The sequence below is a fragment of the Microbulbifer guangxiensis genome (assembly GCF_021729075.1).
GTDB lineage: Bacteria > Pseudomonadota > Gammaproteobacteria > Pseudomonadales > Cellvibrionaceae > Microbulbifer > Microbulbifer guangxiensis.
The window spans coordinates 143377-156818 of record NZ_JAJSAQ010000004.1; the positions used below are offsets into that span (position 1 = coordinate 143377).

15 protein-coding genes and 1 other RNA gene are annotated in these 13442 nt (G+C 62.3%); 9 read left to right on the top strand and 7 right to left on the bottom strand.

What is annotated here, in order from left to right:
* Positions 1 to 81: 81 nt before the first annotated feature.
* Genes LVD12_RS10190 through LVD12_RS10200 form a run of 3 tightly spaced genes read right to left on the bottom strand, consistent with a single transcriptional unit; the run spans position 82 to position 3241 of the window.
* Positions 82 to 1356, bottom strand: a complete 1275-nt coding sequence (locus LVD12_RS10190) for an FAD-dependent oxidoreductase (RefSeq protein ID WP_237067605.1) — start codon at positions 1354 to 1356, stop codon at positions 82 to 84.
* Entirely contained in the window at positions 1353 to 2681 is a 1329-nt protein-coding gene (gene pepP / locus LVD12_RS10195; RefSeq protein ID WP_237067606.1) for a Xaa-Pro aminopeptidase, read from the bottom strand. The genes LVD12_RS10190 and pepP overlap by 4 nt, the downstream gene beginning before the upstream one ends.
* Positions 2681 to 3241: a UPF0149 family protein gene (locus LVD12_RS10200; protein WP_237067607.1), complete on the bottom strand. Its 561-nt coding sequence runs from the start codon at positions 3239 to 3241 to the stop codon at positions 2681 to 2683. The genes pepP and LVD12_RS10200 overlap by 1 nt, the downstream gene beginning before the upstream one ends.
* A gap of 306 nt (positions 3242 to 3547) precedes the next feature.
* Between LVD12_RS10200 and LVD12_RS10205 the strand changes: the two genes are divergently transcribed.
* From LVD12_RS10205 to LVD12_RS10220, 4 genes are all read left to right on the top strand, one after another.
* Complete coding sequence (locus tag LVD12_RS10205) at positions 3548 to 3751, top strand: TIGR02449 family protein (protein ID WP_237067608.1); 204 nt, start codon at positions 3548 to 3550, stop codon at positions 3749 to 3751.
* Positions 3751 to 4071, top strand: coding sequence for a cell division protein ZapA (locus tag LVD12_RS10210; RefSeq protein ID WP_237067609.1), 321 nt, complete (start codon positions 3751 to 3753; stop codon positions 4069 to 4071). The genes LVD12_RS10205 and LVD12_RS10210 overlap by 1 nt, the downstream gene beginning before the upstream one ends.
* Positions 4072 to 4158: 87 nt before the next feature.
* Positions 4159 to 4338: non-coding RNA, 6S RNA (gene ssrS / locus LVD12_RS10215), on the top strand.
* A 60-nt stretch (positions 4339 to 4398) separates the two neighbouring features.
* Positions 4399 to 5034 (top strand): 5-formyltetrahydrofolate cyclo-ligase, encoded by a 636-nt coding sequence (locus LVD12_RS10220; protein ID WP_237067610.1) that lies wholly within the window; start codon positions 4399 to 4401, stop codon positions 5032 to 5034.
* 80 nt (positions 5035 to 5114) lie between these two features.
* On the opposite strand, the gene LVD12_RS10225 is transcribed toward LVD12_RS10220, so the two are convergent.
* On the bottom strand, positions 5115 to 5255 hold the full coding sequence (locus LVD12_RS10225) for a hypothetical protein (RefSeq protein ID WP_162493443.1): 141 nt from the start codon (positions 5253 to 5255) through the stop codon (positions 5115 to 5117).
* A 240-nt stretch (positions 5256 to 5495) separates the two neighbouring features.
* Positions 5496 to 7010 carry a threonine ammonia-lyase, biosynthetic gene (gene ilvA, locus LVD12_RS10230; RefSeq protein ID WP_237067611.1) on the bottom strand — a complete coding sequence of 505 codons (1515 nt, stop codon included), beginning with the start codon at positions 7008 to 7010 and terminating at the stop codon, positions 5496 to 5498.
* Between the two features lie 173 nt (positions 7011 to 7183).
* Between ilvA and rpiA the strand changes: the two genes are divergently transcribed.
* From rpiA to LVD12_RS10245, 3 genes are all read left to right on the top strand, one after another.
* Entirely contained in the window at positions 7184 to 7858 is a 675-nt protein-coding gene (gene rpiA / locus LVD12_RS10235) for a ribose-5-phosphate isomerase RpiA (RefSeq protein ID WP_237067612.1), read from the top strand.
* 73 nt (positions 7859 to 7931) lie between these two features.
* A complete protein-coding gene (locus LVD12_RS10240) occupies positions 7932 to 8564 on the top strand; it encodes a transglycosylase SLT domain-containing protein (RefSeq protein WP_237067613.1) in 633 nt (210 codons plus the stop codon).
* Between the two features lie 190 nt (positions 8565 to 8754).
* Positions 8755 to 9129 carry a DUF4168 domain-containing protein gene (locus tag LVD12_RS10245; protein ID WP_237067614.1) on the top strand — a complete coding sequence of 125 codons (375 nt, stop codon included), beginning with the start codon at positions 8755 to 8757 and terminating at the stop codon, positions 9127 to 9129.
* A gap of 65 nt (positions 9130 to 9194) precedes the next feature.
* Here the strand turns inward: LVD12_RS10245 and LVD12_RS10250 are convergent, their stop codons facing one another.
* The gene (locus LVD12_RS10250; RefSeq protein ID WP_237067615.1) at positions 9195 to 9557 is read right to left on the bottom strand and encodes a helix-turn-helix domain-containing protein; all 363 of its coding nucleotides are present in this window, start codon (positions 9555 to 9557) and stop codon (positions 9195 to 9197) included.
* A 111-nt stretch (positions 9558 to 9668) separates the two neighbouring features.
* On the opposite strand from LVD12_RS10250, the gene LVD12_RS10255 reads away from it, so the two are divergent.
* A complete protein-coding gene (locus LVD12_RS10255) occupies positions 9669 to 10703 on the top strand; it encodes an AraC family transcriptional regulator (RefSeq protein ID WP_237067616.1) in 1035 nt (344 codons plus the stop codon).
* Positions 10704 to 10775: 72 nt separating this feature from the next.
* Here LVD12_RS10255 and LVD12_RS10260 read toward each other — a convergent pair whose 3' ends face one another.
* Complete coding sequence (locus LVD12_RS10260; protein ID WP_237067617.1) at positions 10776 to 11972, bottom strand: OmpA family protein; 1197 nt, start codon at positions 11970 to 11972, stop codon at positions 10776 to 10778.
* Positions 11973 to 12233: 261 nt separating this feature from the next.
* Here LVD12_RS10260 and LVD12_RS10265 point away from each other — a divergent pair, with 261 nt between their 5' ends.
* On the top strand, positions 12234 to 13442 hold the full coding sequence (locus tag LVD12_RS10265) for an acetyl-CoA C-acetyltransferase (RefSeq protein ID WP_237067618.1): 1209 nt from the start codon (positions 12234 to 12236) through the stop codon (positions 13440 to 13442).

A 13442-nucleotide genomic window follows, 5' to 3' on the forward strand; every position in this document is an offset into this window, starting at 1 on the left:
GTACCGCTGGGTGCTCCTGCGGTACTCCACAGGCGACTCCCACCCTCTGGCAGCGGTGCGGACTATTTGCGGTGCGGACTATTAAAGCCCAAAACCAGCAGCCTGGCTCAGGAAACTCGCCCGCAGAGGGGGAACCACATTCATCGCCAGCAGACCCAGCTGCCGGGAACTCCGCAGTAACGGATTATCCGAGGCGAACAGTGCCGGCACCCGGTCACTGAAACCAATGGTCAGCTGCTGATCCCGCTGTCGCCCGCGGCCATAGCTTTCCAACAAGTCTAGTGCGGCCCGAGAGTTCTGCGCCAGCAGGTCACTGCCGCGCCCCGAGAGCACCTGTGCGAGCGCATCGCAGTCGCGCAAGGTGAGATTGAAGCCCTGCCCGGCCACGGGGTGCAGGAAATGCGCACAGTTGCCCACCAGAACCAGGTTGCGGCGCCACTGCTCCCGCGCCAAACTCAGGCTGAGGCGGTAGGAGGCAACCGCACCGGCACGCACCAGGCGCCCCGCGCGCCAGCCGAATGCCTTCTGCACCCGGGCCACGAAAGCGTCACTCTCCAGCGCACACAGGGCGTCCGCCGCTTCTTCGTCACAGGTCCAGACCAGGGCAGCCCGGTGGACACCCTCCCGGTCCGGCAGGGGCAACAGGGCCATGGGGCCGCTGTCCGTAAAGCGCTCGTAGGCCACACCACCGTGAGCCCGCTGCAGGCCGACCGTGGCCACCAGCGCGCGCTGACGGTAATCAACGCGCTCCGCTTCGATACCCAGCTGCCGGCACATTACCGAATCCACCCCGTCCGCGGCGACCAACAATGCCGTCTTGAGGTGCTGCGCCCTGCCGGCGCCATCACACCATTTCATGTCCGCGCCACTGTCATCAAAGGTCACCCGCTGGACTTCGGCTGGCGCCAGGACTTCCACCCGGGTCTCCGCGAGCGCACGGTAGAGCACCGGTCCCAGGGCAGCGTTTTCCACCACCGCCCCGAAAATCCCCCGAAACTGCGCTCGCGTCTCGCGCAGCGCAGACAGACGTGCGCCCAGGCCACACCCGCGATCACTGACATGAATTTCGCGAATCGGAGCGCAGTAGCCACTGAGCTCAGACCAGAGTCCGAGCTGCTCGAAAATCTGCAGGCTGCCCGCGGCGAGTGCCGTGGCACGGGTGTCGAAGCTGGGCAATACCGGTTGTTCACCGCCCGCGGGCAGTGGTTTCTGCTCCAGTAGCGCCACCCGCAGTTCCGGACAGTGGTGGGCCAGCATCAATGCCAGGCTGGCTCCCGCCATGCCGCCACCGACGATGGCGACATCCACCCGGCGCCGGTGAACCGGGCTGTCGTTTATGGCTGTATCTCTACTCACCAGAGCGCCTCCTGGAATTCCCCCTGCCCCATGGCGTGTTCGATATCCGCCACGGACTTCGGCGCCGCGGCAGACAGCACCTGCGCCCCCTCCTTGAGCAAGGCAACATCGTCCTCGATCCGGATTCCGATGCCTTTGAACTGGGCCGGCACATCGGCATCCTCCGGAATGTATACGCCCGGCTCAATGGTCATCACCATGCCCGGCTCCAGTTGCCGCCACTGGCCGTGTACCCGGTAGTCGCCGACGTCGTGCACATCCATCCCGAGCCAGTGTCCTGCGCGGTGCATGTAAAAGCGGCGGTAGGCCCCGGACTCGACCAGTTCAGCGGGCGCCCCCTTCAGCAGACCAAGGTCCACCAGGCCCCGGGTAACCACCTCGACGCTCGCCATGTGGGGCTGGTCCCAGTCGTTGCCGCTGCGCACCTGTTCGATGGCTGCCTGCTGTGCCTCCAGCACCACCTCGTACAGCGCGCGCTGCGCACCGGTGAAGCGGCCATTCACGGGAAAAGTGCGGGTCACATCGGCGGCGTAGCCACGATACTCGCAGCCAGCGTCCACCAGCACCAGGTCTCCGTTTTTCAGGGGCATGTGGTTGCTGCAGTAGTGCATCACCAGTGCGTTTGTGCCGCCGCCAACGATGCTCGGGTAGGCGGGTTCACGGGCACCGGCGTCGGCGAATACGTGGAGTATCTCCGCCTCCAGCTGATATTCATACACGCCGGGACGGCAGCGGGCCATGGCGCGCCGGTGCGCCTCGGCTGTGATCGCGGCGGCGCGACTCAGCAGGCGGATCTCGGCCGCGCTCTTGAAGAGGCGCAAGTCGTGCAACAGATGGTCCAGGTCCACCAGCTCCGGCGCAACGCCGCTGGCGGGCGCCTGCTCGATCGCCCGCAGATAACCCTGCAGGCGGCGGTCCAGCTGCGGGAAACGTCCCAGGGTGAAATAAATCCGCTCGCGCCCCTCCAGCAGGCCCGGGAGGATGTCATCGAGATCGCCAATGGGGAAAGCATCGCAGAGTCCGCACTCCTCAGCGGCCCGCTCCGGCCCCAGTCTCGGACCGTCCCAGAGCTCCCGCTCGGCATTGCGTTCCCGGCAGAAGAGAATGGCCTCACCGGAAGCCCGGCCCGGTACCAGCACCAGCAGAGCCTCCGGCTCCCTGAAGCCGGTGAGGTAGAGGAAGTCGCTGTCCTGGCGAAAGGGAAAGTAGGTGTCCCGGGAGCGCAATTGCTCCCGTGCTGCCGGCACAATGGCGAGGCTGCCGCGCGGGAGACTGGCAATCAGCCGCGCGCGGCGACGAGCATATTCCGCCCTGCTGATACCCATCAGTGCAGCGTGGCTCCCTTGCTGCCGCCGGCGGGCGGCGGGGCCGCCTCAGTAAAGATATTCATCACCGCCACGCGGACGAACTCCTGCACCTCCAACAGCTGATGTTCCGCCTCCTCGCCCTCACTCACCGTGTCGGCGTCCACCTGGCTGACGGCGCTGAGATCTTCCAGCGCCTCTTTGCTGGTCGGCGGCAGTTCACCCCGGTGCGCACCAACACCGAAACCGTGCAGGAATCCCTGGCACCACTGGCCCAGTGAGAGGGTGCGCTCCGCAATACCGCCATCCTCCGCCAGCAACAACTGGAAATCAAAATTGCGATCACCGAGCTGCTCCGCACTCTCCTGAGCGATGCGCTGGAACTCTGCCGACAGATCTGCCGGCACCGCATCCTGATCCAGTAACTGTGCCAGCTCATCCTGCCACCGGCGGCGATCCGGGCGCGCTCCGGCAGCCAGCACACCACACACGAAGCCGTGCAACTCACTGGGACTGGTGTGGCCACCGGAAGCGAGTATCGCATTGGCGAGTTTGTCGAATTCACTGGGGCTGCTGGTCATGTCACCGCTCATACTTGCTGCGGCGCAAACCCTGGTCAGGATTTGCGCAACTTGTGTCTTTCTGCCGCAACACCACCCGGGAGAGAGGCACGGCAGTCATACAGTGTTGGAAAATGTGCACAAAATTGTGATTGGCCGCTCTGGCGGGACAATTGACCCTCCCATGAGCCGGCAATATAGTAGCGGAATCCCTCGCAGTCTGTCGTGTAGCATGCGAAAGTGGAGTGCTGCGCTTCAGCCTCCCGGCGCCACGAAGTGCGGCGTCCGCAGAAGATGCCCGAGGCGCAGTCACAAAACGCAGGATTTATGGATAAGTTACAAGCGTTAGAAAGCACCGTGGACTCGCTGATCGCCCGCTGTGAGCAGTTGGCCGAGGATAACCGCGCGCTGCGCCAGCAGGAAGCAGACTGGCACCGCGAGCGCCAGCGCCTGATAAAAAATAACGAAGTCGCCCGCACGCGGGTCGAAGCCATGATCAACCGCCTCAAAGGCCTAGCGCAAGAATCCTGATGGGTGACTCAGCCACAAAATCCGAAACTGTCACGGTCTCCATTCTCGACAAGGAGTATCGTGTGGCCTGCGCAGAAGACGAGCGCGCAGAGCTCGAGGCTTCCGCCCGCCTGCTGCACGAGCGCATGACTCGCATCCGCACCAGCGGTTCGGTGATCGGCCTCGAGCGCATTGCCGTCATGGCCGCGCTCAACATCGCCCATGAGCTGATCCAGGCCAAGGCAGAATTGACTCGCGTGCCGCTGGAGCAGGAAATGCTCGACCGCCTGCAGGACAAGGTCCAGTCCGCCCTCTCCTCAATGGATAGCGAAAAAGCCTGACCCGCCGTCATTTGACAAACGGGAAATTCATCTTCAGCCGCGAATTGCGACCTTAGCCTTTCACGGGCATGAGAGTTATACTGCGCTTAAGCCCTGAGGTGTTGGCCAGTTGACAATGTCCTGAGCCGATACTTTTACCCTGGAGGTCTCCAGTGGGTGTTGATGAGCAGGTCCGCCACGCAGCGGAAAGCCTAATGCACTCCGGCGACCACCACCTTGAACTTAACGGTTCAAGGCTACGTCATCAGCCGCACGCTCGGGGTGCCTGATTTCAAGAAAAGTCTCTCCGGAAGAGAGATTTCAAAGCGAGCGGAACCCTCGCCCATCGTGCCGAAAACCAACCACCCCACCAGTGAAAGTCCCGACAACGCCAGCCTTGCCTCCTCTTTTGAGGGCAAATGGCAGCTGCGCCGTCGTATGCGTTCCGCGCGTCGCGCGCTGAACGCCAATCGACAGCGGGTCACCAGTCAGGCCGTGGTCAACCGCCTGAGCAGTCATCCGGCGCTGCTGAAAGCCCGGGATATCGCGCTGTACTGGCCAATGGACGGTGAAGTGGATGTACGCGGCCTGGTTTCGCGCTTTGCCGACAGGCGCTTTTACCTTCCGGTACTACCTCATGCGCCCCACCCACAGCTGCGATTCGTGCAGTGGCGGGGCGAGTCGCTGACCTACCGCAACCGCTACCACATTCCCGAACCGGTACGGGGGCGCAGCCGTGCTCCGGAGCATCTCGACCTCGTGCTGATGCCGCTGGTAGCGTTTGATCCCAGCGGGGCTCGCCTGGGCATGGGGGCGGGCTTTTACGACCGCACCTTCGCCATCCAGCGCACTTTACCAAGCGCCGGCCCGCGCCTGCTGGGCATCGCCCATCAGCTCCAGTGCGCGCCCTTCCTGCCAACCGACAGCTGGGATATTCCACTACATGGCGTGGTGACAGAGAGCCACAGCTACCGCTGCCGCTGAACATCGCCGTCAACGAGCGGGCACAAAAAAGCCGAACGCGCGAGCGTTCGGCTTTTCTGTTCTTGCGGAGGGTGTTGCGCTCAGCGCGTCACGACCCCTTGCTGCAATGCCGCCGGCGGTTCCGGCTCTTCCGAGGAGAAGACCTCGGTGAGACCGGTACTGCTCAGCAGCACGCCCGCAACAAAGACAACCACTGCGATTGTCATTGCATCGGGTTTCATTGGGACCATCCTGTAGGGTTCGTTTTCTTGTTATGGGCTTTTCACCACGCGTTGGACTTCCCGGATCGCGAAAGTTCCAGAGCGGGCGATAAAAATCGTTAGCGAGTAAATACTAACCGATTTCCGGTCAAATTTTGAGACCTTTGTCTCATTTTTGGCCGCCGTTATTCGACAACCTTCGACTCGTGGTCTACCAATGCCCCAATTAACCAGCCTTACCTGTCCCGACTGTCCAGCGAGTCAGCTGGCCAGGAAGAAGCTGTAGGCCGGGTTGTCGGTTTCATCCCAGAAGGGGTAGTGGAGCTGCTCCAGCAGTTCCCTCAGCGCCTCCCGTTCCCCGGGTGGCACCTCCATCCCCACCAGCACACGGCCGTAGGCAGCCCCGTGGTTGCGATAATGGAAAAGGGTGATATTCCAGCGCCCGGCCAGCTGCTCGAGAAACTTGCGCAGGGCTCCCGGACGTTCGGGGAACTCGAAGCGGTATACCACCTCATCCCCGAGCCCGGGGGCCCGGCCACCCACCAGATGGCGGATATGCAACTTCGCCATCTCATTGTCGGTCAGGTCCGTGACCCGGTAGCCGCCCGCCTTGAGGCGCTCCAGCAACTGGTGCCGGTCCCCATCCGCCGCCACCTGCAGGCCGACGAAGATGTGGGCCTCGCCGCCGTTGGCGTAGCGGTAGTTGAACTCGGTAATCGCGCGGTCGCCCAGGTCGCGACAGAACTGCAGGTAACTACCGGGGCGCTCGGGGATGGTTACCGCCAGCACCGCCTCGCGTTTCTCACCGATCTCGGTGCGCTCACTGATGTAACGCAGCCGGTCGAAATTGGTATTGGCGCCGCTACAGATGGTGGCCAGCGCCTGGTTGCTACCGCCGTTCTGCTGGATGTATTTCTTCAGCCCGGCGAGGCCGACGGCGCCGGCGGGCTCGGCGATGGAGCGGGTATCCTCGAAGATATCCTTGATGGCAGCGCACACCTCATCGGTGGATACCGTGATCACGCCGTCCACCGTCTCCCGCAGCACACGGAAGGTTTCCTCCCCGATCTGTGCCACTGCAACCCCATCGGCAAACAGCCCTACCTGCGGCAGGCGTACCCGCTCATCCGCTTCCAGGGCCACCTTGAGACACGCGGCCTCCTCGGGCTCCACGGCATAGACCCTCACCTCGGGGCGCACATACTTGATGTAGGCCGCCATGCCCGCTGCCAGGCCGCCCCCACCCACGGGAATGAATACCGCATCCAGGTGGCCCGGATGCTGACGCAACAGTTCCATGCCGACCGTGCCCTGGCCGGCGATCACATCCGGGTCATCGTACGGGTGGACGAAGACCAGGCCCCGCTCTTCCACCAGCTGCCGGGCCCGCGCCGCTGCCTCGTCGAAAGTATCCCCGTGCAGCACCACCTCGGCGCCACGCATCCGCACCGCGTTCACCTTGATCTGCGGAGTGGTGGTGGGCATGACAATCGTGGCACGTACACCCAGCTGGGCCGCCCCCAGGGCCAGGCCCTGGGCATGATTGCCTGCGGACGCCGCAATTACCCCCTTGGCCCGCTGCTCCGCCGGCAGCTGCAGCAGCTTGTTGTAGGCACCGCGAATCTTGAAGGAGAAAACCGGCTGCAGGTCCTCGCGCTTGAGCAGAATGCGGTTGCCGAACCGGTGTGACAGCTGGCGCATCGGCTCCAGCGGGGTCTCGGTGGCGACATCGTAGATGCGCGCGTCTAAAATGCGCTTGATATAGGACTTGGGCATGGCGAAATTCAGCAGCCGTCTTCAACCGATAACAGGGAGTGGGCACGCAATATGCCCCGGCCCGCCAGTCTAATCCTCCGCCAGCAGGATTGCCACCGGAAAGCCAGATTCGCGAGAATTTATCTCTTCAAAGTGGCAATCGCGAAGAGAATATTGCACAGAACAGGAACGACATGACTCAGGACGAACTCAAACGCGCCACCGCCCGTGCCGCCATCGACTACATCGCCCCCAGGCTCGAAGCCGGCAGCATCGTCGGGGTCGGTACCGGCTCCACCGCCAATTTCTTCATCGATATGCTGGCCGAAATCAAGGGGCGCTTCGACGGCACCGTGGCCAGCTCCGAGGCCTCGGCGGAGCGGCTCAAGGCCCACAATATCCCGGTTTACGACCTGAATGCGGTCGACGGCATCCAGGTATATGTAGACGGCGCCGATGAGGCCAATGCGGCACTGGAGCTGGTCAAGGGCGGCGGTGCCGCACTGACGCGGGAAAAAATCGTCGCCGCCTGCTCCGACGAGTTCGTCTGCATTGCGGATGAGAGCAAGTGGGTACCGGTGCTGGGCAACTTTCCGCTGCCGGTAGAGGTGATACCCATGGCCCGCTCACTGGTGGCGCGGGAAATCGTCAGGCTGGGCGGCGATCCGGTCTACCGCCAGGGTGTGACCACTGACAACGGCAACGTCATTCTTGATGTGCACAATCTGCAGATCACCCAGCCGCAGGCGCTGGAAGAGGCTATCAACAACATCACCGGTGTGGTGACGAACGGCATCTTCGCCCGCCGTCCAGCGGATATCCTGTTGCTGGGCACGGCGGCAGGGGTCAAGACATTCACCGCCTCCTGAACGCCGGGCACCGTCCGTGGCGCACGGATGAAGGGGGTCCCGGATGATCGAGATTCGCCATTAAGCGAGAGAGATGCAAAAGAATAACAATCACCGCCTGGCCGCACGATGGATCCTGCTACTGCTGGCCGGCACCCTCGCCGGCTGCGCCACCAGCCCGCCAGCTAACCCGGATGACATCTGCAGTATTTTTCGCGAGAAAAAGGACTGGTACGGCGCAGCCAAGGACGCAGAGGAAAAATGGGGTTCGCCGGTGGCCACTACCATGGCTTTCCTGCACCAGGAATCCCGCTTCGTGCACGATGCCAAACCACCACGCACGAAAATCCTGTGGATATTCCCCGGTCCCCGGCCCTCCGATGCCTATGGGTACTCGCAGGCCCTGGGCACCACCTGGCGCGGCTACCAGCGCGCCACCTTCAATTACGGCGCCGACCGGGATGACTTCGAGGACGCCATCGATTTCGTGGCCTGGTACAACAACACCAGCGCCAGACAGTGCCGCATCAAGCCACACGACACCTACCACCTTTACCTCGCCTACCACGAGGGTCATGGAGGTTTTAACCGGCGCAGTTTCCGCAACAAGACCTGGCTCAAGCAGGTGGCCAAAAAAGTTTCCGCGCAGTCGAACAAATATCGCCGGCAACTGGCCAGCTGTGAAAGCGGTCTCAAGCGGCGGAAAAAATTCCTCGGAATTTTCTGAGTCAGGGGAACTCACCCGCAGAACTGGCACCCAATGCCCCATCAGGGTGTGAAAAACTGTCTACCCTGACGGGACGAATCCCCACTTTTGCCCGGCAAAAGTCCGGCGTTTGCAGACCTGCCGCAGCGGGCACTCTCGCCATCCCATACTTCGCCCACGTTCAGCAAATATGCTCCGAGGAGAGACGCCCATGAAAACCTCCCCTATTCTGTTCTCCCTTCTGGCACTCCTGTGTGTCGCCCCCCTCGCGCAGGCTCAGGGCAACGCGCAGCCGGTCGCTCAGGCAGCAGCCAGCTACAGCAAGCCGAAGCTGGAACAGTTCGCCAATGCCTATCGTTCCATTGTGATACTCAGCCAGGAGTATGCGCCCAAGCTGAAGGCGGCCGCTGATATTCAGGAGGCTGAGGCGATCAATCAGGAAGCGCAGGGCAAGATGGTGTCCGCAATCCAGGACGCCGGCCTGTCAAAGGAGGAGTACCAGCAGATCGCCACCAGCCTGAAATCGGACCCGAACCTGGTGGAGCAGGTAAACCAGATTCTGCAGGAAAAATCCGCCCAGGATTGAACACCTGAAGCCGCGGCCCTGGTCGCGGCTTCATACCCCCTCCCGCATCGCCCTATCCCGTCGCCCTAGTCGAGGGTGATATCCAGCACCTGGCAGATCTCCGCCAGGTGTTCACGCACCCAATCCCGATCAAATGAGCCCCAATCGTGTAGCTCGTAGAAGCCGTCGTTGTTGCGTACACCTTCCTGAACAAAACTCACCTGCGTGCCGTGCCCGGGTAATCCCTTGGCGATGACATCCTGCACCGTACGCCGCGGCCAGCCGGTGGCCTCCTCCAGTGCAGGGTTGTTCGGTTTCGGCAATGTCTCGATCAGGTGGGTGATGAGCATCCGGCGGCAGATGGTCGGGTTCAGCTGGCTCGACAGCAATTTATCCATGGCAGGTTGTTCCTGTTCGTTACGGCGTACTGCCTTTTGTACCACAGCCATAGGGGCCGCTCACCTCGCCGGCTACAAACCTGACTTTCCCGCCTGCTTTGCGCATAATCCCCTATCCGGCTGCTTTTGTACCGGAATGACAATAACAGCGAGGGCACCGACGTGGACTCCGAGAACGCTACCGCCCCGGTCAAAGAGCCGGGCATACTCGCCGCCGCCATCCGCGCCCAGCTGGCGGGGGCAACCGCCAGCGGAGTGGACAGCGACCAGCTGCTGCGGGATGCCGGTATCGATCCAGCGCTTCTTAACCAGCCCGATGCCCGCCTGGGGCGGGAACAGGTGGCACACCTGCTGCGGCTGGAATGGGACCTGCTCTCCGATGAGTCCGGCGGCTTCCTTGCCCGCCCATGGCTGCCCGGCACCTTTGCCATGATGGGCCACGCCTGTGTCAGCTGCCCCAACCTGCGCCGGGCACTGCTGCGATCGAGCCGATTCGTTTCCATGGTCAGTGATGACCTGCAGATCAAACTGATCGAGGATGGCGAGGAAGCACGATTGCTGATCCACCACGGCAACCACAAAGCCCTGCCCAACCAGATTTTCGTTGAATCACTGGCGGTGATCTGGCTGCGCTTCTTCAGCTGGCTGATCGACCGCACCATTCTGCTGGAGCGCGTGCACCTGGCATTTCCGCCGCCGGACTACAACGAGGACTACAGTGATATGTTCCCGTGCCGGCACTACTTTTACCAGGATGAAACCTGCCTGGTGTTCAGTACCCGTTACCTGCAGATGCCACTGGTGCGCGACGAACAACAACTGAGTGAATTCCTCGGCCGCGCACCGGAATGCCTGCTGGCCCAGTACAAGTCTGACAACAGCTATACCGGGCGCATCCGTCGCATGCTGCAGGGCCAGCACGGTATCGAGAATCTCTCCCTCGACGATGTGGCCGAGCGACTTTTCACCTCTCCACAGACCCTGCGCCGCCGCCTGAAAGATGAGGGCAACAGCTGGCAGGACATCAAGGATTCCGTGCGCCGGGATATGGCCGTGTACCAGCTGAAAAAACAGGAAACGGCGGTCGCGGAGATCGCCGAGCGACTGGGATTTTCCGAACCCAGCGCCTTCAACCGCGCCTTCAAAAAGTGGACCGGCCTGGCCCCGGGCGCCTATCGGGAAAAATACCGCGGCTGATCATCGCGACCAGAAAGCCAGCGAATAAAAAAATCCCCGCTACTGCGGGGATTTTTTTTACCAGGAAAACACTTATTCGAAAGTCACCACCCGTACGGTGATGCGGCGGTTGCGCTGTTTACCTTCTTCAGTAGCATTGTCGGCAATCGGTTTTGCCGAGCCCATGCCGGTGGCAGTTATGCGGTTACCATCGATGCCCTTGTCGATCAGCATCTGTCGTACCACCTCGGCACGCTGCTGTGAAAGGGCCTGGTTGCGCATCTCATCCCCCTCGCTGGACGTATGTCCCTCGATGGCGACGGTCATGCCCGTATTCTCCTGCAGGATGGCCGACAGCTCGTTGACATCGGGCACCGACTCGCTGGTGGGTTTGGCGCTGTCCTGGGCAAATTCGATTGTCAGCGGGAATTCCCGATTGGGATCGCGGGCATCACTCTGCAGGTAGTCCCGGAAACTGCTGGCAAAGCCATCGGTGGAAGCCTGCCCCTCCATCCGGTCGTCACCGGTCATCACCTGTTCTTCCTCGAGAATCACGGTGCCGGGCTGTTCATCCTCGATCGCATCGCGCTTGGCACACATGTTCAGCGCCCACAATGCTGCCAGGGCAATCAGGATGGGCCAGAACCATTTGGCAAAGCCCGTGCGGCCTTTCTCTGCCTTCCTCACTTTCTGCGGGCGGGCCTCCAGGGGCTCCGAGTGCCCGTGGGTTTCGAGGGAGGAACCGAGGTTGCTGAAGTCACTCACTCCCAGCTCTTTCAGCAGCCCATCGGGTATCTGGCCCTTGATATGCTCCTTCTGTCCGAAAAGGAAGGAGGCGAGGCCGCTGATATCCAGGTTTTTGCCTTTCACCACCTTGCCCAGCATCGACATCACTACCGGCCCGAGCAGCTTCATCAGGCTGCCACCGGTCTTGCCATCGAGGTTGAGGGCACTGGCCAAGATATTGACGGCGTTATTGGACTTGCCGCCAAACAGGGCATCGAGCACCCCCGCACCCTTTTCCTCGAGACTGGTGACCCGGGCCGGGTCCCTGAACACATCGGCGATGGACGAAAAGTCAAAATCCTCGCTCTCGGTGACGTGCTTGAAGATGCTGGCCATTCCCGTCTTGCTGGTGCCCTTGTTGAGCATACCTGCGAGCAGGGCCGAGCCTCCCGTCTTCACCGCTTCCTTCTGCTTGTCACCGGGCAAACCGATCGCACTTCCCAGTGCTTCGAGCCCTGCCGAGCCCAGCTGGTTCAGGGCCATTTCCAGGAAATTGTCAGCCATGATCAAACCTCGTCGCTTAAAACCTCTAAACGTCTCCCATGAGTGTAAGGCAACGCAGCGACACACTTAGTCCGAATCCGAATAAGTGATCCGCAAGCCGTCCTCAAAAACTCACCGGTTTTGTCACGTTGTTCCAAAAAAGACTAGCACGCCAGAAAGTGAACCTGCGTCCACGGGTCACCGGGGCTGGCGCCTTTGATCATTGCCGGGAGCGGCTGCAGGGCTATGTTAGGGACACAACCAGAATAAAGAGGCTTCGACATGACCCGAGAAGCGTTCATCTACGACGCGATCCGCACCCCGCGGGGCAAAGGCAAGCCCGGTGGTGCCCTGTATGAGGTGAAACCGGTCACCCTGCTCGCCAACCTGCTGCGGGAACTACAGAGGCGCAGCGGCTTTGAGACTGCCACTGTCGACGACGTGGTGATGGGATGCGTCACGCCCGTGGGCGACCAGGGCGCGGATATCGCCAAAACAGCGGCACTGGCGGCTGGCTGGGACTGGGACAACGGCGGTGTCACGCTGAACCGATTCTGCGCCTCCGGCGCCGAGGCCGTGAACCTGGCCGCGGCCAAGGTGCGCTCGGGCTGGGAGGAACTGGTGGTGGCCGGCGGCGTGGAATCCATGTCCCGTGTGCCCATGGGCAGCGACGGCGGCGCCTGGGCGGCGGATCCACGCACGGCGCTGGACACCGGTTTCGCCCCCCAGGGCATCGGCGCAGACCTGATCGCCACCCTGGCAGGTTTCAGCCGTGAGGACGTGGATGCCTTTGCCCTCGCCTCCCAGCAAAAGGCAGCCGCTGCCTGGTCGCGCAATGCCTTCGAGCGCACGGTGGTACCGGTACGCGACCAGAACGGCCTGACCATACTCGCCCGGGATGAACTGGTGCGTCCCGACACCTCCATGGAGGGCCTGGCCCAGCTCAAACCGGCCTTCGCCGGAATCGGCGAATTCGGCTTCGACGCCGTGGCCCGCCAGCGCTATCCGCAAGTGGAGCGGATCGAGCATGTGCACACGGCGGGTAATTCGTCCGGCATCGTCGACGGCGCCGCGGCATTGCTGGTGGGCAGCGAGACCGCCGGCCAGCGGCTCAACCTCAGGCCTCGCGCCCGGATCGTCTCCGCTGCTGTCGTCGGCACCGACCCCACCATCATGCTCACTGGCCCGGCACCTGCGGCACGCAAGGCGCTGAAGCTGGCCGGGCTCAAGGCTGAAGATATCGACCTGTTCGAAGTGAACGAGGCATTTGCCGCTGTGGTGATGCGCTTCCAGCGCGAGCTCGACGTGAATCCGGACAGGATCAACGTCAACGGCGGCTCCATCGCCATGGGGCACCCGCTGGGCGCCACCGGTGCCATGCTGATCGGCACGCTGCTGGACGAACTGGAAGAGCGCCAGGGGCGCTATGGCCTGGTGACCCTGTGTGTCGGTGGCGGCATGGGTGTGGCCACCATCATCGAGCGAATCTAG